Consider the following 20,693-nt stretch of genomic DNA (forward strand, 5'->3'; position numbering starts at 1 on the left):
GTGAAAACCCGATTTATAGCTACCACTTACGCTTGATGGGGCACGTGGGACGCGACGCAGGAGGGGCAATCGGCTATGATAGGAATTTACTGATTTTTGAGTTTGCTTTAGTGAACCCGCTGCTTATGAAACCTCTTCGCCAACAAAATCGTCCTGTTATCAGTTACCAGCCCCGCGTTGAACCCGCGCCGCCAGAACATGCCAGCAAACTGGATGGCTTTCGTGACGTCTGGTTGTTACGCGGCAAATATGTGGCCTTTGTTCTGATTGGCGAGCGTTTTCGCCGTTCCCCGGCGTTTACCGTCCCGGAGTCGGCTCAGCGCTGGGCGGCACAGGTCCGCCAGGAAGAAGAAGTTGAGGATTAACAGATAATAAAAAACCGCCTTCATTGCTGAAGGCGGTTTTTTTAGTGCGGGAGGCGATTAACGGTGCGCCAGTTCCGCATGTTCATCGCTGTCCAGTACCGCTTTATCGGTCTGCTTCAGCCACTGGCTGGTGAGCGTACCGGCGGTCATGGAGCCGCTGACGTTCAGCGCGGTACGGCCCATGTCGATCAGAGGTTCAACGGAGATCAGCAGTGCCACCAGCGTCACCGGCAGACCCAGCGCAGGCAGTACGATCAGCGCGGCGAAGGTTGCGCCGCCGCCCACACCGGCCACACCGGCAGAGCTGACGGTCACAATCCCGACCAGGGTCGCAATCCACACCGGATCCAGCGGGTTAATACCCACCGTTGGCGCTACCATCACCGCCAGCATTGCCGGGTAGAGACCTGCACAACCGTTTTGACCAATGGTCGCGCCAAAGGAGGCGGAGAAGCTGGCGATCGATTCCGGCACGCCCAGGCGACGGGTCTGCGCTTCCACGTTCAGCGGAATAGAGGCGGCGCTGGAGCGGCTGGTGAAGGCAAAGGTCAGCACCGGCCACACTTTACGGAAGTATTTCAGCGGGCTCACGCCGTTCACGCCGAGCAGAATGCCGTGCACCACAAACATGATGCCCAGACCGAGGTAAGAGGCGACCACGAAGCTGCCCAGCTTGATGATGTCCTGCAGGTTAGAGCCTGCCACCACTTTGGTCATCAGCGCCAGCACGCCGTACGGGGTCAGCTGCATTACCAGACGCACCAGCTTCATCACCCAGCTCTGCAGGGTGTCGATGGCGGTCAGCACGCGCTGGCCTTTCGGCGCGTCATCTTTCAGCAGCTTCAGCGCAGCCACGCCCAGGAAGGCGGCGAAAATTACCACGCTGATGATCGACGTCGGGCTAGCCCCGGTCAGGTCAGCAAACGGGTTTTTCGGGATAAAGGAGAGCACCATCTGCGGTACGGTGAGATCCGCCACTTTACCGGCATAGTTGGTCTCGATAGCGGTCAGACGCGCGGTTTCCGCGGTGCCCTGCACCAGACCTTCTGCGGTCAGGCCAAACAGGTTGGTGACCAGCACGCCCACCAGGGCTGAGATCAGGGTCGTAAACAGCAGCGTGCCGATGGTCAGAACGCTGATTTTACCCAGCTGCGAGGCGTTATGCAGACGGGCAACCGCGCTCAGAATAGAGGCAAAGACCAGCGGCATAACAATCATCTGCAGCAGCTGAACATAGCCGTTACCGACAATATTAAACCATTGAATAGAGTCTTTCAGTACCGGGTTGCTGGCACCGTAAATGGCCTGCAGCGCCAGTCCAAAGACCACGCCCATCACCAGACCGACCAGTACTTTTTTGGCCAGGCTCCACTGCTTATGACGCGACTGCGCCAGCAACAGCAGTAAGCCGACGAACACCACGATGTTCGCGATTAATGGAAAATTCATCCCAGTTCTCCTGATTGAATAGCAGATCGGTATTAGGTCCGACCTTGTTGGCGCAAGATTATCAGAAGTGTGATCTGGTCGCTTATATCCAAATGGAATGGGTTATGCCAAAACGCCTGAATTCGTCCAGTTACTGCTCACTTTGATGATGAATAAAGCGGTTGAACTGAAACTGCAGGGAATTAATCATGTGCGAAGACCAGCGCACGGCACCGTTTTCCGGCATCGTCTGCGGCATCCACACCGCCCAGGCGAACAGGGCCATGCACAGGGCACGCTCGAGCTGGTTGCCTTTTTGTGGCCTGAGGATCGGCAGACGAAAACGCCAGCGGCAGGGCCACAGCAGGGGAACGCCCGCCGGGGTGAGCATGTCGGCCAGAATATGGCTCAGATAGCCCAGCACCATCCCCTGGATGGCATCCGCCGGGATCAGCCAGCTGTCAGGCACTTTTAAATAGAAGAGGATAAGCGCGGCAAAGACCGCCAGCAGGCTGTGGGTAAAGCCGCGATGGCCGCAGGCGCGGGCAATGGGTTTTGAGATCCACTTCAGCCGCTGCCCGAGCAGCGACTTGGGGTGATCGATATCAGGTAACAGGCAGGTCAAAACTGCCGATGGCACGATATGCCACCAGTCACCCTGCGCCAGCACCGGTGTAAGCTCAGCGTTTTTGGCAAACACTGCGCAGGCGAGAGAAAAGAGCAGATGACCTTCCGCCGTCATGATAAAACCCACTAAACTGTCGATGCATCCAGTATAGGGATTTTATACAGTATACGGAAGCAGTGACGGTGTAACTCTTTGTCACAAAGCTGTTAACGTGCGAGCCAGCCCCCATCGACGGCAAGGGTATAGCCGTTGACGTAGTCCGAGGCCGACGAAGCCAGAAATACCGCCGGGCCCTGCAGATCTTCCGGCTTACCCCAGCGACCCGCCGGAATGCGGTCAAGGATCTCCTTGCTACGCTGTTCGTCGTCGCGTAACTGCTGGGTGTTGTTGGTCGCCATATAGCCCGGGGCGATAGCGTTAACGTTAATACCGTGGTGCGCCCACTCGTTAGCCAGCAGGCGGGTGATCCCCAGCACACCGCTTTTCGATGCGGTATAAGAGGGAACCCGGATCCCCCCCCTGGAACGACAGCATAGAGGCGATGTTAATGATTTTGCCACCTTGCTCCTGGGCGATGAACTGGCGGGCCACGGCCTGCGACAGGAAAAAGACCGATTTCAGGTTGAGATTCATCACGTCATCCCAGTCCTTCTCGCTGAAGGTCAGGGCATCTTCCCGACGAATGGTGCCGGCGTTATTCACCAGAATATCGACGCGCCCCATCCCGGCGACCGTCTGCTCGACGATAGCGTTAATGGCATCCTGCTTGCTGAGATCGGCCTGGATGGCCAGAAAGCGGCGTCCCAGCGCCTTCACGCCTGCGGCGGTCTCTTCCGGGATCCGGCGATTGACGCTCACGATGTCGCAGCCTGCCTGCGCCAGACCCAGCGCCATGCCCTGGCCGAGCCCGGTATCACAGCCGGTAACGATGGCAACTTTTCCTGAAAGATTAAAGGCATCCAGTATCATACAGACCTCAGAAAGTAGGGGGGTATAGTTGTTCTGAGATAAGCATAGAAGCAGGGTATGGGAATATCAAACTAAAATGAAATGATGTTTTAAAAATATTATGTGGATCATGTTTGCGGGCAACAGGGCGTTGCCCGCCGACGTTAATTACCCGCGCAGATGCGCCACGGTGAGGTCCTGCAGCGAGGTGAGCTTAACGTCCGCAAGCGCATAGCGGGCATCATGCTGATTCTCTTCTGCGGGTACGACGATAGAGCGCATCCGGGCCGCTTTGCTGGCAATCATGCCATTGACGGAGTCTTCCAGCGCCACGCAGGTGGTCGGGTCAACGCCCAGCTTCGCGGCGCAGTCCATATACACCTGCGGGTGCGGCTTGCTGTAGGGCAGTTTTTCTGCCGAGGCCAGCGCATCAAAGCTGTCGCGCAGATCAAACATGATCAGCACCTTTTCCAGCATGTGCAGCGGGGAAGCGGAGGCGAGGCCCACTTTCAGCCCCTGTGCTTTGCACAGCGCCACGGCTTCACGCGCGCCTTTCAGCAGCGGGCGGTTCTCTTCCACCAGCGTCAGGGCCCGGTTGATGATGCGGTCGGTGACCTCGTCCCGTCCCGGCCCCACCCACGGCTGGTGGGCATACCAGAGTTCGACCACCATATCGATGCGCAGGCCGAGAGTGTCCGGCAGTTCGTGACGACGGCTGATATCCACGCCCAGGCTGGCCATCACATCCAGTTCAGCACGATCCCAGAGCGGCTCGGAATCAATCAGTAATCCATCCATATCAAAAATGGCTGCAAGAATTTGACGCGGAGTCGACATGCAACTTCTCCTTTCGTGGGTGTTTATCAGGGGTAAGTGCTACCTAACCCTGGCAATTTACCATATCACCCGCAAAGAACGGGCGAAAATGACAACCAGCAGGTAGACTTAGCCTCAAAGGATGTATTTTAACAACGAGGAACCGATGACATATCAACAAGCTGGACGTGTTGCGATACTGAAGATAATTGCCGGATGGGTAATTTTTATCCCGGCGGTGATCTCGACCATTATTTCCGTCCTGAAATTTATCTATGACCACAGCGAAAAGCAGGCGGGGATCAATGCCGTGATGCTGGATTTTGCCCACGTCATGATCGAGATGATGCGCTTTAACACGCCGTTCCTGAATTTCTTCTGGTACAACTCCCCGACGCCCGACTTCCGTCAGGGGATGAATATTGCATTCTGGATTATCTTTGCCCTGATCTTTATTGCCCTGGCGCTGCAGGCTTCCGGAGCGCGGATGCGCAGACAGACCCGCTTACTTCGCGAAGGGCTGGAAGCTCAGCTGATTCTGGAGAAGGCGAAAGGGGAAGAGGGGTTAACCCGCGAGCAGATTGAATCGCGTATCGTGGTGCCGAATCACACCATTTTCCTGCAAATTTTCACGCTCTACGTGCTGCCGGTGCTGATGATCGTCGCCGGATACTTCCTGTTCTCCCTTCTCGGTCTGGTGTAAGCCTTTGCTGCCGGGCTATTGCCCGGCAGCCTGTGCGCTACGCCGCCAGCACCCGCTCCAGCGCTTTCTGCGCAGTTACCAGATGCTCACCACCAAACAGAATGGCGCGGTTCATCAGGGTATAGAGCTGATACACCGGCTGCCTTTGCAGAAAACCGGCCGGCAACGGCGAGACTGACTGATACCCGTCGTAAATCTGCGGCGGCTGTTCGGGATGCAGCGGCAGCATTGCGAGGTCGCACTCCCTGTCCCCCCAGTAGCAGGCCGGATCGAAGATATAAGGGCCGTTCGGGCCAAGCGCGCAATTATCCGACCATAAATCACCGTGTAGCAGCGAAGGCTGCGGCTGGTGCGAGGCCAGACGCTGCTGAATATGATCGACAATGGCGTCAATGTTGCCAAACTCCAGCCCTTTCTCTGCCGCCAGCTCCAGCTGCCAGCCAATCCGCTGTTCGGCAAAGAAGGTCGACCAGCGTCGTTGCCAGGCGTTGGGTTGCGGAGTCGTTGAGAGGTCGTTATCGAAATCGAGACCGAACTGCGGCTGATCGCTCCACTGATGCAGGCGGGCAATCTGTTGCCCCAGGATAAAAGCGTTGTGCGCATCGAGCGGACGGGCGGGAAGGTAGTCCATCACCAGAAAGCAGTAGTCACGATCGCTGCCGACGGCCCAGACCTGAGGTACGGAGACGGTTTTGCTGCGGGAGAGCAGTTCCAGCTGGTCAGCTTCCGCGGTGAAGATGGGTAACAGCTCGCGTTCATCACATTTCACGAAGAGGTCGCGTCCTGCATAGCGCAGATGCCATGCGGCGTGGATCTCGCCCCCCTGGCAGCTCGTTACGCAGTTCAATTTCACCTTCGCCCAGTTGTTCACTTAAAAGATGACTGATAGCCTGCCACATGATCGCTCTCCCATGTTGTCTGCCAGATCATAAAGTTAGCGTGAAACTATGGTCAAAAAACACGAACTAACGCACATCTGTGCCGTTTGGTTGACCCTGTGGCACTTATTGTTGCTGCTTTTGCCAGTTTTCCCAGCTCGTGACCTCAACCTGCGGCTCTTTTCCGGTGGCACTCTCCACCAGACCCGTGGCCAGCGCTTTCACCTCCTCTTCACTCAACGGGCTGACCAGTCCGAAGGTGTGGGTTCCCAGCTCATGCAGATTGCCGTCGTCGTCGGTCATGGTCAGTAAAAAACCGCCGCGGGTCAGATGGTTGTTGATTTCATTGAGTTCTGTCAGTGAATCTTCATGAATTTTGACGGTTACCACGTAGCGCGCGATCTCTCCACTGCTCATAATTCACCTCGTTGTTATCCCGAAATTTTTTTAGCATAGACGATTCATGCCATTTGTCGCCCTCGCCGGGTCACCGGGAGGGCAACGGTTACGCATTGGTCAGGTATGTGAAAATTTTCTGCGTGTCATCCAGCGAGCACAGCCGTGTGCCGTGATTAATGGTCGCCGCACTGCCAGCCGCTACGCCGTACTGGGTCATCTCCCGTAAGGACGCGCCTTGCGCCAGCTTCAGGGTCATGGCACCCACCATGCTGTCACCCGCGCCGACGGTGCTCTGGCTTTTCATCGGCGGCGGCACAACATGCACCGAACCGCTTTCATCCACGGCCAGCGCCCCCTGTGGGCCGAGGGACACCACCACCCGGCGGGCTTTACCGCTCTTCACCAGCTCTTCGGCGGCACTGCGCACGTCATCCGGCTGGCTGAGATCGCGATTGACCAGGGCGCTTAGCTCTTTCTGATTAGGTTTTACCAGCTCGATGTTGCCGAGAGCCAGCGCGGCGCTGAGCGCCTCCCCGGAGCTGTCAACGATGCAGCGGATGCCGTTCTGTTGCGCCGCACGGATCAGCTGCGTCAGGCGTTCGGTTTTTACGCCGGGGGGGCAGACTGCCGCTGATGACCAGCAGCGCGCCGGTCTCGATGGCCAGCACTTTCTCTTCCAGCTGGCGAAATTCATCTTCGCTCAGGGTCGCGCCGGGCATCACAAAGCGGTACTGCTCGTGGGTGGATTCAACATGCACGTGCAGGTTTTGCCGGGTCCAGTCATGGGCATCGACCGTCTCCACGGCGACCTGCTCATCAGCCAGAAGCGAGACAAGGTGTTCGCCCGTCGCGCCTCCTGCGGGAAAGATGGCGGTGGCTTTTCCGCCGAGGTGAACAATGGCACGCGCCACGTTAATCCCGCCGCCGCCGGGTTCGAAAACGGGCGCGCTGCAGCGGAGCTTCCCTTCCGGATAGAGTTGTGCCGTTAGGGTTGCACTGTCCAGGGAAGGGGAGAGCGTCAACGTAAAGATACGATCCATGCTGATCTCCTGTGAATGAGGATAGCCTTAAGCCTGGCACCGAACCTGCGGAAGGGAAAGTAAATAACAATATGATTTCCAATATAAATATCGTTGCGCGCCGTGACTTTTATTTATAAATAACCGGCTGGTTTGAGATCGTTCTTATTCCAAAAATGAAACAAGAAATCATTGCTATGTTATTTGAGCCTTTTTATAATTTGTTACCTTTCGCGGGATCCCATGGCATTGATCCGCAAGAAAGTTTCCGGGACCGTAATGGTCTCTTTTTTTGTTGTACGGACTCTTTATAAATGAAGCTCTTAAAGACAGTACCCGCTGCAATGATGGTGGCGGGAGGCCTGTTTGCGTCAATGCATGCAACAGCCGATGATTCCGTTTTTACTGTCATGGACGATCCCTCCACTGCACAGAAACCTTTTGAAGGCAACCTGAACGCAGGTTATCTGGCGCAATCGGGCAATACAAAAAGCTCCTCCCTGACCGCCGACACCACCATGACCTGGTACGGCAACACCACCGCCTGGTCGCTGTGGGGTAACGCCAGCAACACCTCTTCTAACGATGAACGCTCTTCCGAGAAATATGCGGTGGGTGGGCGTAGCCGTTACAACATGACCGACTTCGACTATCTGTTTGGTCAGGCAAGCTGGTTGACCGACCGCTACAACGGCTACCGTGAGCGTGATGTGGCAACAGCCGGTTATGGTCGCCAGTTCCTGAATGGTCCGGTACATAGCTTCCGCTTTGAATTTGGTCCGGGTGTACGTTACGACGAATATACCAATGGCGATACCGAAACCCAGCCGCTGGGCTATGCGTCCGGTACCTACGCCTGGCAGATGACCGATAACGCCAAATTTAGCCAGGGCGTCTCTGTCTTTGGCGCTGACGACACCACCGTCAACTCCGAGACCGCGCTGAACGTGGCGATTAACGCCCATTTCGGGCTGAAAGTGGCCTACAACGTGACCTGGAACTCTGAGCCGCCAGCGTCTGCACCGGAACATACCGATCGCAGAACTGTCGTCTCTCTGGGCTATAAAATGTAATGGCAGCGGGCCAATAATATATTGGCCCGTTTTTAATTTTTGTGCTGATAAATAATAAACAGTGTTTTAAAATAACACGGTAGCTGATATCTCCATATTCTCTCCATAATTCCCCGTTTTGTTAACATTCAGTTTATTTGACACGAATTGATAAATATTTTGACTAGGCAAAAGTGTGATCCAGATCTAAACTATCAGGACAGGCTAGATATTGCCTTAAGTTGGTCTGTATTAATTCAGTAAGAGAAAAACATCATGAATAAAATCACTACTGCATCTGCAGCAATAGTGCTTTCCGCACTATCCTTCGGCGCATTTGCCGCTGATTCTGTATATAACTCTGCCAGTGACAGCTCTGCACAAGTGGGCATTACCAAAGCCTCTGATGTAGAAGCCGGTTCGAACATTGCCCCAGGTTCGCAATCTACCGGGCAATCCATGGACGACGCGTTCGACGTGCATAAACTGGTTGCCGGTGAATGGTCCTGATTGATTCGTCAGGCACGCTAAATAGATTTACTGGCCGTTATTGCCGCTAAAAAAACCGGATTCTGATGTACCGGTTTTTTTATTTCTGCTGTTTGTGTAAAGTTAATTAAAACGTAAGTTTATATTCGTTATGTTTTGCAAAAAAACTGCTTATCTGACAGAAGAGGGAAGATGAGATTAACCCCAAAGCATCGCTGCCCAGCGTAATAACATTAAGGCAGCACAAAGGGTGATTAAGACAATCACCATCTTCCAGTATTTTTTTGAAAAGCGTTTCGTCGGCATCATATCATCCTTGTTCTTTGGTCGCGGTTGACTGGCAAGTCTACCAAAGAGCAAAAATAATTGCGCTTCGCCGGAGGTTAACGCGTCAGGCGCTTACAGCTACGAGCGTCAAAACCAGTGAAACTTATCCGCCAGAATCACAAGTAATGCGGTGGCAGAAAGAATGTTCAGGATAACGACTGTTCTGCTGGATACGTTCATAATATGCCCCATAGTGTATTGAAGGACCTGTTCAAGAATAGCTCAGCCACCCGGTATTGCGAGAAGCTGTTTGAAATTCCACGTTAAACTCATGCAAAAGTACTAACGCGTTCAATCTGCCCGGAAGGGTGTTTTCACCCTGGCGTTAGTGTTACCATCAACAAGCTGATCGTAAATTGCCATTTTTCTGATTTCGATCCTGTGCATGATTGCGGGCCAATTTGACGATTGTTGGTCAGATGGCTTTGCAATTCACTGTAAATTAAAGATTATTTTCTTTGCATATGCTCTTATGTGTGGGGCATCACTGCAAATAAGGACATAAAATGCCTGTAATTACTCTTCCTGATGGCAGCCAACGCCATTTCGACTGCGCCGTCAGCCCAATGGATGTTGCGCTGGATATCGGCCCGGGTCTGGCGAAAGCCACTATTGCTGGCCGCGTAAACGGTGCGCTGGTTGATGCTTCCGATTTAATTGAAAACGATGCGAAGCTGTCGATCATCACCGCGAAAGACGAAGAAGGTCTGGAGATCATTCGTCACTCGTGCGCTCACCTGCTCGGTCATGCGATCAAGCAGCTGTGGCCTAACACCAAAATGGCTATCGGCCCGGTTATCGACAACGGCTTCTACTATGACGTTGACCTTGACCACACGCTGACCCAGGAAGATATCGAAGCCCTCGAAAAGCGTATGCACGAGCTGGCTGAGAGCAACTACGACGTCATCAAGAAGACCGTAAGCTGGCACGAAGCGCGTGAAACCTTCGTGAAGCGTGGCGAAAACTACAAAGTCACTATTCTTGACGAGAATATTGCTCATGATGACAAGCCTGGCTTGTATCATCACGAAGAATACATCGACATGTGCCGTGGACCGCACGTGCCGAACATGCGCTTCTGCCATCACTTCAAACTGATGAAAACCGCGGGCGCTTACTGGCGTGGCGACAGCAACAATAAGATGTTGCAGCGCATCTACGGTACCGCCTGGGCAGACAAAAAAGCCCTGAGCGCGTATCTGCAGCGCCTGGAAGAAGCGGCGAAGCGTGACCACCGTAAAATCGGCAAGCAGCTCGACCTGTATCATATGCAGGAAGAGGCGCCGGGTATGGTCTTCTGGCACAACGACGGCTGGACTATCTTCCGCGAGCTGGAAACTTTCGTGCGTTCCAAGCTGAAAGCGTACCAGTATCAGGAAGTGAAAGGCCCGTTCATGATGGACCGTGTGCTGTGGGAAAAAACCGGCCACTGGGACAACTACAAAGATGCGATGTTCACCACCTCTTCTGAGAACCGTGAATACTGCATCAAGCCAATGAACTGCCCAGGCCACGTTCAGATCTTTAACCAGGGTCTGAAATCCTACCGCGATCTGCCGCTGCGTATGGCGGAGTTCGGTAGTTGCCACCGTAACGAGCCATCAGGTGCGCTGCACGGTCTGATGCGTGTTCGTGGCTTTACGCAGGATGATGCGCATATCTTCTGTACTGAAGATCAGGTACGTGATGAAGTTAACGCCTGTATTCGTATGGTCTACGATATGTACAGCACCTTTGGCTTCGAGAAGATCGTGGTCAAACTCTCAACGCGTCCGGAAAAACGTATCGGTAGCGATGAGACCTGGGATCGTGCTGAGGCGGATCTCGCCGTGGCGCTGGAAGAGAACGGTATCCCGTTTGAATACCAGCTGGGCGAGGGCGCATTCTACGGTCCGAAAATTGAATTTACCCTGTATGACTGTCTCGATCGTGCATGGCAGTGCGGTACTGTACAGCTGGACTTCTCCCTGCCGCAGCGTTTAAGCGCCTCTTATGTTGGCGAAGACAACGAGCGTCAGGTGCCGGTAATGATTCACCGTGCTATCCTCGGTTCACTGGAGCGCTTCATCGGCATCCTGACCGAAGAGTTCGCGGGCTTCTTCCCAACCTGGCTTGCGCCAGTGCAGGTAGTGGTGATGAACATTACCGATTCTCAGGCTGATTACGTTAAAGAATTGACGCAGAAACTACAAAATGCGGGCATTCGCGTAAAAGCAGACTTGAGAAATGAGAAGATTGGCTTTAAAATCCGCGAGCACACTTTACGTCGTGTCCCGTATATGTTGGTCTGTGGTGATAAAGAGGTGGAAGCAGGCAAAGTTGCCGTTCGCACCCGCCGTGGTAAAGACCTGGGCAGCCTGGACGTAAATGAAGTGATTGAGAAGCTGCAACAAGAGATTCGCAGCCGCAGTCTTCAACAACTGGAGGAATAAGGTATTAAAGGCGGAAAACGAGTTCAAACGGCACGTCCGAATCGTATCAATGGCGAGATTCGCGCCCAGGAAGTTCGCTTAACAGGTCTGGAAGGCGAGCAACTGGGGATTGTGAGTCTGAGAGAAGCGATCGAAAAGGCTGAAGAAGCTGGAGTAGATTTAGTTGAAATCAGCCCTAACGCCGAACCGCCAGTTTGTCGTATCATGGACTACGGCAAGTTCCTTTATGAAAAGAGTAAGTCTTCTAAGGAACAGAAGAAAAAACAAAAAGTTATCCAGGTTAAGGAAATCAAATTCCGTCCTGGTACCGACGATGGCGATTATCAGGTAAAACTCCGCAGCCTGATACGCTTTCTGGAAGATGGCGATAAGGCCAAGATCACACTGCGTTTCCGCGGTCGTGAGATGGCCCACCAACAGATCGGCATGGAAGTGCTTAACCGCGTCCGTGAAGATCTGAGTGAACTGGCAGTAGTCGAATCCTTCCCTACGAAGATCGAAGGCCGCCAGATGATCATGGTGCTCGCTCCTAAGAAGAAACAGTAGGCCTTCAAGTAGCAATTCCTGTGGAGCCGACAGGCTTCGCAGGTTTTGTTCGCCTGGGTTTCGTTTATTTAACAATGCGAAGTGGAAGTTATTAAGATGCCAAAAATTAAGACCGTACGCGGTGCTGCTAAGCGCTTCAAAAAAACCGGTGGTGGTGGATTTAAGCGTAAGCACGCAAACCTGCGTCATATTCTGACCAAAAAATCTACTAAGCGTAAACGTCACCTGCGTCCAAAAGGCCTTGTGTCTAAAGGCGATCTGGGTCTGGTTATCGCGTGCCTCCCGTACGCATAAGCCGTTAACGTTTAATTTTTTTACTAAGAATATAGATACAGGAGAGCACATATGGCTCGCGTAAAACGTGGTGTAGTTGCCCGCGCACGTCACAAGAAAATTTTGAAACAAGCCAAAGGCTACTACGGTGCGCGTTCACGCGTATACCGCGTTGCCTTCCAGGCAGTTATCAAAGCTGGTCAGTACGCTTACCGTGACCGTCGTCAACGTAAGCGTCAGTTCCGTCAACTGTGGATTGCGCGTATCAACGCAGCAGCACGTCAGAACGGTATTTCTTACAGCAAATTCATCAACGGCCTGAAAAAAGCCTCTGTTGAAATCGACCGTAAGATCCTGGCTGACATCGCAGTATTCGACAAAGTAGCGTTCACCGCTCTGGTCGAAAAAGCGAAAGCAGCTCTGGCATAAGCCAGTTGAAAGAGGGAGCTCTGCTCCCTCTTTTCGTTTCAACAGCATCAAAACGTTGACAATTTTCCGGCGACCCTTTTCAATAAGGCGTTAGGTCCCTTACCACACAAGGTAATGCAAGCATGAATGCTGCTATTTTCCGCTTCTTCTTTTACTTTAGCACCTGACATCAGGAGGCTAGCGCGTGAAAGACGAAACGGAAAACAGCGCCAGAAAGCCTCCTGATGGAGGCTTTTTTTTGTATCTGACGCTTGTAAATATCGCTACATAACGAGGAAAACCATGTCACATCTCGCAGAGCTGGTTGCCAGTGCAACGGCCGCCATTAACCAGGCCTCAGATGTTGCCGCGTTAGACAATGTCCGCGTCGAATATCTGGGCAAGAAAGGGCACCTGACCCTTCAAATGACTACCCTGCGTGAGTTGCCGCCAGAAGAGCGTCCGGCTGCAGGTGCGGTGATTAACGAAGCCAAAGAGCAGGTTCAGCAGGTGCTGAACGAGCGTAAAAACGCGCTGGAAAGCGCCGCGCTGAACGCCCGTCTGGCTGCCGAAACGATCGATGTCTCCCTGCCGGGTCGTCGTATTGAGAACGGTGGTCTGCACCCGGTCACCCGTACCATCGACCGCATTGAAAGTTTCTTCGGTGAGCTCGGCTTTACCGTGGCGACCGGCCCGGAAATCGAAGACGATTACCATAACTTCGATGCCCTGAATATCCCAAGCCACCACCCGGCGCGTGCTGACCACGACACTTTCTGGTTTGATGCTACCCGCCTGCTGCGCACCCAGACCTCGGGCGTGCAGATCCGTACCATGAAGGAGCAGGAGCCGCCGATCCGCATCATCGCCCCGGGCCGCGTCTATCGTAACGACTACGATCAGACCCACACCCCAATGTTCCATCAGATGGAAGGTCTGATTGTTGATAAAAACATCAGCTTTACCAACCTGAAGGGCGCGCTGCACGATTTCCTGAACAACTTCTTTGAGGAAGATCTGCAGGTTCGTTTCCGTCCGTCCTACTTCCCGTTCACCGAACCGTCCGCAGAAGTTGACGTGATGGGTAAAAACGGCAAATGGCTGGAAGTGCTGGGCTGCGGCATGGTGCACCCGAACGTGCTGCGTAACGTCGGCATTGACCCGGAAGTTTATTCCGGCTTTGCGTTCGGTATGGGGATGGAGCGTCTGACCATGCTGCGTTATGGCGTGACCGACTTACGCGCTTTCTTCGAAAACGATCTGCGTTTCCTCAAACAGTTTAAATAAGGGCAGGACAGAACAATGAAATTCAGTGAACTGTGGTTACGCGAATGGGTGAACACCGGGCTCGACAGCGAGGCGCTCTCTAACCAGATCACCATGGCCGGCCTGGAAGTGGACGGTGTTGAGCCGGTTGCTGGTGCCTTTAACGGCGTGGTTATCGGTGAAGTCGTGGAGTGCGGCCAGCACCCGAACGCAGACAAGCTGCGTGTCACCAAAGTTAACGTGGGCGGCGAACGCCTGCTCGATATCGTCTGCGGCGCGGCAAACTGCCGTCAGGGTCTGAAAGTGGCCGTGGCGACCGTTGGTGCGGTACTGCCGGGCGATTTCAAAATCAAAGCGGCAAAACTGCGCGGCGAGCCGTCGGAAGGCATGCTGTGCTCCTTCTCCGAGCTGGGTATTTCCGACGATCACTCCGGCATCATTGAACTGCCAGCGGATGCGCCAATTGGCACCGATCTGCGCGAATACCTGAAGCTCGATGACAACACCATCGAGATCAGCGTCACCCCGAACCGCGCCGACTGCTTAGGCATTATCGGCGTGGCCCGCGACGTGGCGGTACTGAACCAGACCGCACTGAACGCGCCTGAGATCGCGCCTGTCGCGGCCACCATCAACGACACCCTGCCGATTCAGGTTGAAGCCGCTGACGCCTGTCCGCGCTACCTGGGCCGTGTGGTGAAGGGTATCAACGTTAAGGCACCAACCCCGCTGTGGATGAAAGAGAAGCTGCGTCGCTGCGGCATCCGCTCTATCGATGCGGTGGTTGACGTGACCAACTACGTCCTGCTGGAGCTGGGTCAGCCGATGCACGCGTTCGATAAAGATCGTATCGAAGGCGGGATCGTGGTGCGCATGGCGAAAGAGGGCGAAACCCTGGTCCTGCTGGACGGCAGCGAAGCCAAACTGAATGCCGACACCCTGGTGATTGCGGATCACGGCAAAGCGCTGGCGATGGGCGGCATCTTCGGCGGCGACCACTCCGGCGTGAACGACGAAACTCAGAACGTGCTGCTGGAGTGCGCCTTCTTCAGCCCGCTGTCCATTACCGGCCGCGCCCGTCGTCATGGCCTGCATACCGATGCGTCTCACCGCTATGAGCGCGGCGTGGATCCGGCCCTGCAGTACAAAGCGATGGAGCGTGCAACCCGCCTGCTGATCGACATCTGCGGTGGCGAAGCCGGTCCGGTGATTGATGTGACCAGCGACGCGCATCTGCCGAAGCCTGCGACCATCACTCTGCGTCGCAGCAAGCTGGATCGCCTGATTGGTCATCACATTGCCGATGCGCAGGTGAGCGACATTCTGCGCCGTCTGGGCTGTGAAGTGACCGAAGGTCAGGACCAGTGGACCGCCGTGGCACCGAGCTGGCGTTTCGATATGGAGATCGAAGAAGATCTGGTGGAAGAAGTGGCCCGCGTTTACGGCTACAACAACATTCCTGATGAGCCGGTGCAGGCTGGCCTGGTGATGGGCTCCCATCGTGAAGCCGACCTCTCTCTGAAGCGTGTGAAAACCATGCTGAACGACAAAGGCTACCAGGAAGTGATCACCTACAGTTTCGTTGACCCGAAAGTGCAGCAGCTGATTCACCCGGGCCAGGAAGCCTTGATCCTGCCAAGCCCAATCTCCAGCGAAATGTCCGCCATGCGTCTGTCGCTGCTGACCGGCCTGCTGAGCACCATCGTCTATAACCAGAACCGTCAGCAGAGCCGCGTGCGCATCTTCGAAACCGGTCTGCGCTTTGTGCCGGACACTCAGGCTAACCTCGGTATCCGTCAGGATCTGATGCTGGCGGGCGCAATCTGCGGCAACCGCTATGAAGAGCACTGGGATCTGAGCAAAAACAGCGTCGATTTCTACGACCTTAAAGGCGATCTGGAATCGGTGCTGGATTTGACCGGTAAATTGTCCGAAATTGAGTTCCGTGCTGAAGCCATCCCGGCTCTGCATCCGGGCCAGAGCGCCGCGATTTATCTGAAAGGTGAACGCGTTGGTTTCATTGGTGTTGTGCACCCGGAGCTTGAGCGCAAGCTGGATCTTAACGGCCGTACGCTGGCGTTTGAACTGGAGTGGAACAAGGTCGCAGACCGCGTCATTCCTCAGGCTCAGGACGTTTCCCGCTTCCCTGCAAACCGTCGTGATATCGCAGTTGTGGTGGCCGAAAATGTGCCTGCCGCAGATATTTTGGCCGAATGTAAGAAAGTTGGCGTAAATCAGGTAGTTGGCGTAAACTTATTTGACGTGTACCGCGGCAAGGGCGTAGCAGAGGGCTTTAAGAGCCTGGCTATCAGCCTGATCCTTCAGGATACCAGCCGTACACTCGAAGAAGAGGAGATTGCCGCTACCGTCGCCAAATGTGTAGAGGCATTAAAAGAGCGATTCCAGGCATCATTGAGGGATTGAACCTATGGCGCTTACAAAAGCTGAAATGTCCGAATATCTGTTTGATAAGCTTGGGCTTAGCAAACGGGATGCCAAAGAGCTGGTTGAGCTGTTTTTCGAAGAGATCCGTCGCGCTCTGGAAAATGGTGAGCAGGTAAAACTCTCCGGCTTTGGTAACTTTGATTTGCGCGACAAGAATCAACGTCCGGGCCGTAACCCGAAGACGGGTGAGGATATTCCCATTACAGCTCGCCGCGTGGTGACCTTCAGACCCGGCCAGAAGTTGAAAAGCCGTGTCGAAAACGCCTCACCCAAAGCAGAGTGATATGATCTAACCAAAAAGGCCGCAGATGCGGCCTTTTTTCTTTGCGCTGCTGTAAACCCACCGTAAAATCAGTTACATCATTCATCCGCAAAATGATTCCGATGCCCGAATTTGCCCGTCAGCAGTACCGCTCCGATCTGCGTAAATTGCTCGTTCTGACACTGGCGCTGGCTATCGCGCTGGGTTTGAGCCTGTGCGCCGGCGATCTATGGATTGGTCCTGAGGCGTGGTTTACGCCCCGTGGGGAGTTGTTTATCTGGCAAATCCGCCTGCCGCGCACGCTGGCGGTGGTGCTGGTGGGGGCGGCGCTGGCGCTCAGCGGGACTATCATGCAGGCCCTGTTCGATAACCCGCTGGCGGAGCCCGGGTTATTAGGCGTATCGAACGGCGCCGGGGTAGGGCTGATTGCTGCCGTCATGCTCGGCGGCGGAGCGTTATCGGGCTGGAGTTTAAGCCTCTGCGCCATCGCCGGGGCGCTGATCATTACCCTCATTTTGCTGCGTTTCGCCCGTCGTCACCTCTCCGTGAGCCGCCTGCTGCTGGCCGGAGTGGCGTTGGGTATCATCTGTAGCGCCCTGATGACCTGGGCGGTCTATTTTTCCACCGCTTTTGACCTGCGCCAGCTGATGTACTGGATGATGGGCGGCTTCGGCGGCGTGGACTGGGGGCAGGGCTGGCTGATGCTGCTGCTGGCACCCGCCATCGTCTGGGCCTGCTTTCAGGCATCACCCCTGAACATTCTGGTGCTGGGGGGAGATTTCGGCCCGTCAGCTCGGCCTGCCGCTCACCTTCTGGCGCAACACGCTGGTGGTCGCCATCGGCTGGATGGTGGGCGTGAGCGTGGCCCTGGCCGGCGCTATCGGATTTATCGGCCTTGTCATTCCCCATATGCTGCGTTTGTGTGGTATTACCGATCACCGGCTGTTATTGCCCGCTGCGGCAGTGACGGGCGGCGCAACGCTGCTTTTCGCTGATATCATCGCGCGCCTGGCGCTCAACGCTGCGGAGCTGCCCATTGGGGTGGTGACGGCGACACTGGGCGCACCCGTGTTTATCTGGCTACTCTTAAAAGCCGGACGTTAAGTACAGCCCATCTGAACCATAACCTGAGAGAATGCTATGCCGAACGATATTCTGAATACCGAAGTGACGACCATTGATGGCAAAACCACCACCCTTGAGGACTATAAAGGCAAGGTGCTGCTGGTGGTGAACGTGGCATCGAAATGCGGCCTGACGCCGCAGTATGAGCAGCTCGAAAATATCCACAAGGCATGGGAAAAGGACGGATTTACCGTGCTCGGTTTCCCGTGCAACCAGTTCCTTGGCCAGGAGCCCGGTAGCGAAGAGGAGATCAAAACCTTCTGCAGCACTACCTATGGCATCACCTTCCCGATGTTCAGCAAAATCGAGGTCAATGGCGAAGCACGTCATCCGCTGTATCAAAAATTGATTGCCGCCGCCCCGGTGGCTGTTGCCCCTGAAAGCAGCGGTTTTTATGAGCGCCTGGCGAGCAAAGGCCGTGCGCCGCTCTACCCTGACGACATCTTATGGAATTTCGAAAAATTCCTGATTGGCCGCGATGGTGAAGTGGTCCAGCGTTTTGCGCCGGATATGACCCCTGAAGATCCGATCCTGATGGAAGCTATCAAGCTGGCGCTCGCGAAGTAATGTCGGTACTGATGCAGCTCAATGGGGTGACGGAAAGCGGGCGTCTGCAGCCGCTTACCGCCCAGGTTAATGCGGGGGAGATCCTGCACCTGGTCGGCCCAAACGGGGCAGGTAAAAGCACACTGCTTGCACGCATGGCCGGGCTGAGCACCGGGCCGGGTGAAATCCTGCTGCAGGGCGAACCGCTTTCCCGGTGGACCCCTGCGTCGCTGGCCAGCTGCAGGGCCTATCTGGCCCAGCAGCAAACCGCCCCGTTCGCCATGCCTGTCTGGCACTATCTGATGCTGCATCAGCACGACAATCAGCAAAAAACGCTGCTCAGTGAAGTGGCAGAGGCGCTGGGAATTGAGGATAAGCTGTCGCGCCACGTCAGCCAGCTCTCCGGCGGAGAGTGGCAGCGCGTGCGGCTCGCCGCCGTGATCCTGCAAATTCATCCTCGCGGCAACCCGCACGGCCAGCTATTGTTGCTGGACGAGCCGATGAACAGTCTCGACGTGGCCCAGCAGGTGGCGCTCGACCGGCTGCTAAGCGCGCTGTCCCGGGAGGGAATTGCGGTGGTGATGAGCAGCCACGATCTGAACCATACGCTGCGCCACGCCCATCGCGTCTGGCTGCTGAAGCGGGGGCAGCTGATCGCCAGCGGCGCGCGCGACAGCGTGCTGACGCCGCCAAATCTGGCTAAAGCCTACGACATGTCGTTCCGCCGTCTGGATATCGAAGGTCACAGAATGATCATTTCGACGTCCCAGGAATAACCGCTTGTTGCGTAGCGACATATTCACAGGCTAAATTACGGAAAGCACAAAAAATCAGAGGATTCGTCTGGAATGCGATTCTGTTTTCTCCTTGTGGCCGCGCTTTTTCTTGCAGGATGCAGCAGCCATCGCGCACCGCCACCCAACGCGCGGCTGTCAGATTCTATCGCCGTGATTGCAGGCCTCAACGATCAATTGCATCACTGGAGCGGTACCCCTTATCGCTACGGCGGCATGACGCGTGGCGGAATTGATTGCTCGGGATTTGTGCTGCTCACCTTCCGTGACCAGTTTGCGCTGCAGCTGCCGCGTGAAACGCGCCAGCAGGCGACTATTGGCACCGAAATCGATAAAGATGACCTCCTTCCGGGCGATCTGGTGTTCTTCAAAACCGGCTCCGGCGAAAGCGGACTGCACGTCGGGATATACGATACCGATAATCAATTTATTCATGCCTCGACCAGCCGAGGCGTGATGCGTTCCTCCCTTAATAACGTCTATTGGCGCAAGAATTTCTGGCAAGCCCGACGCATATAACCCTGTCGCGCCGGACGGCGCGACATTCTCTTTCATCCGTAAATGGTATTAGTTAGCGGCCTTTAATTGATAAGAATTACTTAGCCGCTGAATTAATTTGATGCAATTCTGGGGGTTAGGGATAACTGGCTATTAAGCGGTATCCAGGATAAGATTATTTCAGGACTAAGGAAAATCCGAATATTTAATGGAAAGAAAGAAATTAATCTTATTAAAATCCATAAAGTTGAATTGCTTCAGCATATGTTTCAGGATGTCTTGTATCATCTTTAAACCGGGTCGGACGCCATGATTGTGATGCTGGATATTGCTTATCAGTCTGAATTGTTATTACTCCCTGCAAGGCATGATTCGGGGGGCGCTTAAAGGCCTCGAAATAGTCGTGAACTTTGTCGGGGTGGATAACCAGGTCCGCATTCCGACCGAACTGGTGCGCCCGTACCTCTCTCCCGAGCAAGAGCTGATGCTGTTTCAGGAACAGCTGGCGATGCTCGATAGCTGCAAGCTCTTTTTTATTCAGCAACAGCTTACGGCATGGATAAATATCTCTCCGGCAATTGTTGAATACCTGATAGTGGAACAAAATGGTGTTTCAATATGTGAACAACATCCGTGGCTGGAGTTCACTATTAATGAGAATTATCCCGATCTGAATAAAGGCAATATGAATACGGCCCTGATGGACTTTGCCCTGCGTTTTCCGCTGGTGCTCGGCAATTTTGGTGCCGGTGATGCCTCCACCAAAGCCATTTTTGATGGCATGTTTAAACGCGTGGCGCTGGATAAAAACTTCATTCAACAACATTTAACAGATAATACATTCGAACTGTTATTACGGGCGATCGTGACCCAGGTTTCGCCTTACTGTCAGTCACTGATGGTGGCGGGCGTGGACGATGACGTTGCCCTGCAGCGGCTGTCGGCATTTGGCTTCAGCGCCATGCAGGGCGGCTTGTGGCCTGCCGTTCCCCTTGAGCGCATTACCTCCCTGGTGCAGGGATAACCCTTGTCTTACCCGGTGT

Annotated in this window: 21 protein-coding genes, 5 pseudogenes and 1 other annotated feature; of the genes and pseudogenes, 17 read left to right on the top strand and 9 right to left on the bottom strand. The window is 54.6% G+C overall.

From position 1 onward, the window contains the following. Positions 1-110 precede the first annotated feature (110 nt). Positions 111-365, top strand: coding sequence for a cell division activator CedA (cedA, locus tag AAHB66_RS09440; RefSeq protein ID WP_347116448.1), 255 nt, complete (start codon positions 111-113; stop codon positions 363-365). A 57-nt stretch (positions 366-422) separates the two neighbouring features. On the opposite strand, the gene AAHB66_RS09445 is transcribed toward cedA, so the two are convergent. From AAHB66_RS09445 to hxpB, 4 genes and pseudogenes are all read right to left on the bottom strand, one after another. Beyond that, on the bottom strand, positions 423-1,814 hold the full coding sequence (locus AAHB66_RS09445) for an L-cystine transporter (RefSeq protein ID WP_347116003.1): 1,392 nt from the start codon (positions 1,812-1,814) through the stop codon (positions 423-425). 130 nt (positions 1,815-1,944) lie between these two features. Continuing rightward, positions 1,945-2,535 carry a metal-dependent hydrolase gene (locus AAHB66_RS09450; RefSeq protein WP_347116004.1) on the bottom strand — a complete coding sequence of 197 codons (591 nt, stop codon included), beginning with the start codon at positions 2,533-2,535 and terminating at the stop codon, positions 1,945-1,947. A gap of 92 nt (positions 2,536-2,627) precedes the next feature. Continuing rightward, a pseudogene (kduD, locus tag AAHB66_RS09455) lies at positions 2,628-3,390 on the bottom strand (2-dehydro-3-deoxy-D-gluconate 5-dehydrogenase KduD). Positions 3,391-3,537: 147 nt separating this feature from the next. Further along, positions 3,538-4,206, bottom strand: a complete 669-nt coding sequence (gene hxpB, locus AAHB66_RS09460; RefSeq protein ID WP_347116005.1) for a hexitol phosphatase HxpB — start codon at positions 4,204-4,206, stop codon at positions 3,538-3,540. A 145-nt stretch (positions 4,207-4,351) separates the two neighbouring features. Here hxpB and AAHB66_RS09465 point away from each other — a divergent pair, with 145 nt between their 5' ends. Next, entirely contained in the window at positions 4,352-4,888 is a 537-nt protein-coding gene (locus tag AAHB66_RS09465) for a YniB family protein (RefSeq protein ID WP_347116006.1), read from the top strand. A 37-nt stretch (positions 4,889-4,925) separates the two neighbouring features. Here AAHB66_RS09465 and AAHB66_RS09470 read toward each other — a convergent pair. The 3 genes and pseudogenes from AAHB66_RS09470 to pfkB form a co-directional block, all read right to left on the bottom strand. Continuing rightward, positions 4,926-5,787: pseudogene (locus AAHB66_RS09470) on the bottom strand (fructosamine kinase family protein). A gap of 105 nt (positions 5,788-5,892) precedes the next feature. After that, a complete protein-coding gene (gene ghoS, locus AAHB66_RS09475; protein ID WP_347116007.1) occupies positions 5,893-6,183 on the bottom strand; it encodes a type V toxin-antitoxin system endoribonuclease antitoxin GhoS in 291 nt (96 codons plus the stop codon). A gap of 88 nt (positions 6,184-6,271) precedes the next feature. After that, positions 6,272-7,205, bottom strand: a pseudogene (gene pfkB, locus AAHB66_RS09480) (6-phosphofructokinase II). 293 nt (positions 7,206-7,498) lie between these two features. Here pfkB and AAHB66_RS09485 point away from each other — a divergent pair. Beyond that, positions 7,499-8,257 carry a YdiY family protein gene (locus AAHB66_RS09485; protein ID WP_347116008.1) on the top strand — a complete coding sequence of 253 codons (759 nt, stop codon included), beginning with the start codon at positions 7,499-7,501 and terminating at the stop codon, positions 8,255-8,257. Between the two features lie 255 nt (positions 8,258-8,512). Beyond that, the gene (locus tag AAHB66_RS09490; protein WP_347116009.1) at positions 8,513-8,746 is read left to right on the top strand and encodes a hypothetical protein; all 234 of its coding nucleotides are present in this window, start codon (positions 8,513-8,515) and stop codon (positions 8,744-8,746) included. 177 nt (positions 8,747-8,923) lie between these two features. Here the strand turns inward: AAHB66_RS09490 and yniD are convergent, their stop codons facing one another. Further along, on the bottom strand, positions 8,924-9,031 hold the full coding sequence (gene yniD, locus AAHB66_RS09495; protein ID WP_347116010.1) for a small membrane protein YniD: 108 nt from the start codon (positions 9,029-9,031) through the stop codon (positions 8,924-8,926). Positions 9,032-9,139: 108 nt separating this feature from the next. Beyond that, positions 9,140-9,244, bottom strand: a complete 105-nt coding sequence (yncL, locus tag AAHB66_RS09500) for a stress response membrane protein YncL (RefSeq protein ID WP_071886456.1) — start codon at positions 9,242-9,244, stop codon at positions 9,140-9,142. A 314-nt stretch (positions 9,245-9,558) separates the two neighbouring features. Between yncL and thrS the strand changes: the two genes are divergently transcribed. The 13 genes and pseudogenes from thrS (at position 9,559) to AAHB66_RS09565 (ending at position 20,674) form a co-directional block, all read left to right on the top strand. Continuing rightward, entirely contained in the window at positions 9,559-11,487 is a 1,929-nt protein-coding gene (gene thrS, locus AAHB66_RS09505) for a threonine--tRNA ligase (RefSeq protein WP_347116011.1), read from the top strand. Between the two features lie 3 nt (positions 11,488-11,490). Then, positions 11,491-12,033, top strand: a complete 543-nt coding sequence (infC, locus tag AAHB66_RS09510; RefSeq protein WP_059287945.1) for a translation initiation factor IF-3 — start codon at positions 11,491-11,493, stop codon at positions 12,031-12,033. Positions 12,034-12,129: 96 nt separating this feature from the next. Beyond that, the gene (rpmI, locus tag AAHB66_RS09515) at positions 12,130-12,327 is read left to right on the top strand and encodes a 50S ribosomal protein L35 (protein ID WP_003030583.1); all 198 of its coding nucleotides are present in this window, start codon (positions 12,130-12,132) and stop codon (positions 12,325-12,327) included. Positions 12,328-12,378: 51 nt separating this feature from the next. Next, positions 12,379-12,735 (top strand): 50S ribosomal protein L20, encoded by a 357-nt coding sequence (rplT, locus tag AAHB66_RS09520; protein WP_032617738.1) that lies wholly within the window; start codon positions 12,379-12,381, stop codon positions 12,733-12,735. Positions 12,736-12,852: 117 nt separating this feature from the next. Further along, positions 12,853-12,976 (top strand) — a sequence feature (Phe leader region). Next, positions 12,858-12,902, top strand: coding sequence for a pheST operon leader peptide PheM (gene pheM / locus AAHB66_RS09525; RefSeq protein WP_001386830.1), 45 nt, complete (start codon positions 12,858-12,860; stop codon positions 12,900-12,902). It overlaps the preceding feature by 45 nt. A gap of 41 nt (positions 12,977-13,017) precedes the next feature. Then, positions 13,018-14,001, top strand: a complete 984-nt coding sequence (gene pheS / locus AAHB66_RS09530) for a phenylalanine--tRNA ligase subunit alpha (protein ID WP_347116012.1) — start codon at positions 13,018-13,020, stop codon at positions 13,999-14,001. 15 nt (positions 14,002-14,016) lie between these two features. Then, positions 14,017-16,404 carry a phenylalanine--tRNA ligase subunit beta gene (pheT, locus tag AAHB66_RS09535; protein WP_347116013.1) on the top strand — a complete coding sequence of 796 codons (2,388 nt, stop codon included), beginning with the start codon at positions 14,017-14,019 and terminating at the stop codon, positions 16,402-16,404. A 4-nt stretch (positions 16,405-16,408) separates the two neighbouring features. After that, complete coding sequence (ihfA, locus tag AAHB66_RS09540; RefSeq protein ID WP_006820203.1) at positions 16,409-16,708, top strand: integration host factor subunit alpha; 300 nt, start codon at positions 16,409-16,411, stop codon at positions 16,706-16,708. Between the two features lie 101 nt (positions 16,709-16,809). Continuing rightward, positions 16,810-17,791, top strand: a pseudogene (btuC, locus tag AAHB66_RS09545) (vitamin B12 ABC transporter permease BtuC). A gap of 36 nt (positions 17,792-17,827) precedes the next feature. Then, a complete protein-coding gene (locus tag AAHB66_RS09550) occupies positions 17,828-18,379 on the top strand; it encodes a glutathione peroxidase (protein ID WP_333849978.1) in 552 nt (183 codons plus the stop codon). After that, positions 18,379-19,134 carry a vitamin B12 ABC transporter ATP-binding protein BtuD gene (btuD, locus tag AAHB66_RS09555; RefSeq protein WP_347116014.1) on the top strand — a complete coding sequence of 252 codons (756 nt, stop codon included), beginning with the start codon at positions 18,379-18,381 and terminating at the stop codon, positions 19,132-19,134. Before AAHB66_RS09550 ends, btuD begins: the two co-directional genes overlap by 1 nt. 72 nt (positions 19,135-19,206) lie before the next feature. Beyond that, positions 19,207-19,671, top strand: a complete 465-nt coding sequence (locus AAHB66_RS09560) for an NlpC/P60 family protein (RefSeq protein ID WP_347116015.1) — start codon at positions 19,207-19,209, stop codon at positions 19,669-19,671. Positions 19,672-19,959: 288 nt separating this feature from the next. After that, a pseudogene (locus AAHB66_RS09565) lies at positions 19,960-20,674 on the top strand (EAL domain-containing protein). Positions 20,675-20,693 lie beyond the last annotated feature (19 nt).

The organism is Leclercia sp. S52 (assembly GCF_039727615.1).
GTDB classification, from domain to species: Bacteria; Pseudomonadota; Gammaproteobacteria; order Enterobacterales; family Enterobacteriaceae; genus Enterobacter; species Enterobacter adecarboxylatus_B.

Bases quoted from the DNA above. Each gene is read 5' to 3' on its own strand.
- AAHB66_RS09445 (WP_347116003.1), bottom strand. From the start codon at position 1,814: ATGAATTTTCCATTAATCGCGAACATCGTGGTGTTCGTCGGCTTACTG.
- AAHB66_RS09450 (WP_347116004.1), bottom strand. From the start codon at position 2,535: ATGACGGCGGAAGGTCATCTGCTCTTTTCTCTCGCCTGCGCAGTGTTT.
- hxpB (WP_347116005.1), bottom strand. From the start codon at position 4,206: ATGTCGACTCCGCGTCAAATTCTTGCAGCCATTTTTGATATGGATGGA.
- AAHB66_RS09465 (WP_347116006.1), top strand. From the start codon at position 4,352: ATGACATATCAACAAGCTGGACGTGTTGCGATACTGAAGATAATTGCC.
- ghoS (WP_347116007.1), bottom strand. From the start codon at position 6,183: ATGAGCAGTGGAGAGATCGCGCGCTACGTGGTAACCGTCAAAATTCAT.
- AAHB66_RS09485 (WP_347116008.1), top strand. From the start codon at position 7,499: ATGAAGCTCTTAAAGACAGTACCCGCTGCAATGATGGTGGCGGGAGGC.
- AAHB66_RS09490 (WP_347116009.1), top strand. From the start codon at position 8,513: ATGAATAAAATCACTACTGCATCTGCAGCAATAGTGCTTTCCGCACTA.
- yniD (WP_347116010.1), bottom strand. From the start codon at position 9,031: ATGCCGACGAAACGCTTTTCAAAAAAATACTGGAAGATGGTGATTGTC.
- yncL (WP_071886456.1), bottom strand. From the start codon at position 9,244: ATGGGGCATATTATGAACGTATCCAGCAGAACAGTCGTTATCCTGAAC.
- thrS (WP_347116011.1), top strand. From the start codon at position 9,559: ATGCCTGTAATTACTCTTCCTGATGGCAGCCAACGCCATTTCGACTGC.
- rpmI (WP_003030583.1), top strand. From the start codon at position 12,130: ATGCCAAAAATTAAGACCGTACGCGGTGCTGCTAAGCGCTTCAAAAAA.
- rplT (WP_032617738.1), top strand. From the start codon at position 12,379: ATGGCTCGCGTAAAACGTGGTGTAGTTGCCCGCGCACGTCACAAGAAA.
- pheS (WP_347116012.1), top strand. From the start codon at position 13,018: ATGTCACATCTCGCAGAGCTGGTTGCCAGTGCAACGGCCGCCATTAAC.
- pheT (WP_347116013.1), top strand. From the start codon at position 14,017: ATGAAATTCAGTGAACTGTGGTTACGCGAATGGGTGAACACCGGGCTC.
- ihfA (WP_006820203.1), top strand. From the start codon at position 16,409: ATGGCGCTTACAAAAGCTGAAATGTCCGAATATCTGTTTGATAAGCTT.
- AAHB66_RS09550 (WP_333849978.1), top strand. From the start codon at position 17,828: ATGCCGAACGATATTCTGAATACCGAAGTGACGACCATTGATGGCAAA.
- btuD (WP_347116014.1), top strand. From the start codon at position 18,379: ATGTCGGTACTGATGCAGCTCAATGGGGTGACGGAAAGCGGGCGTCTG.
- AAHB66_RS09560 (WP_347116015.1), top strand. From the start codon at position 19,207: ATGCGATTCTGTTTTCTCCTTGTGGCCGCGCTTTTTCTTGCAGGATGC.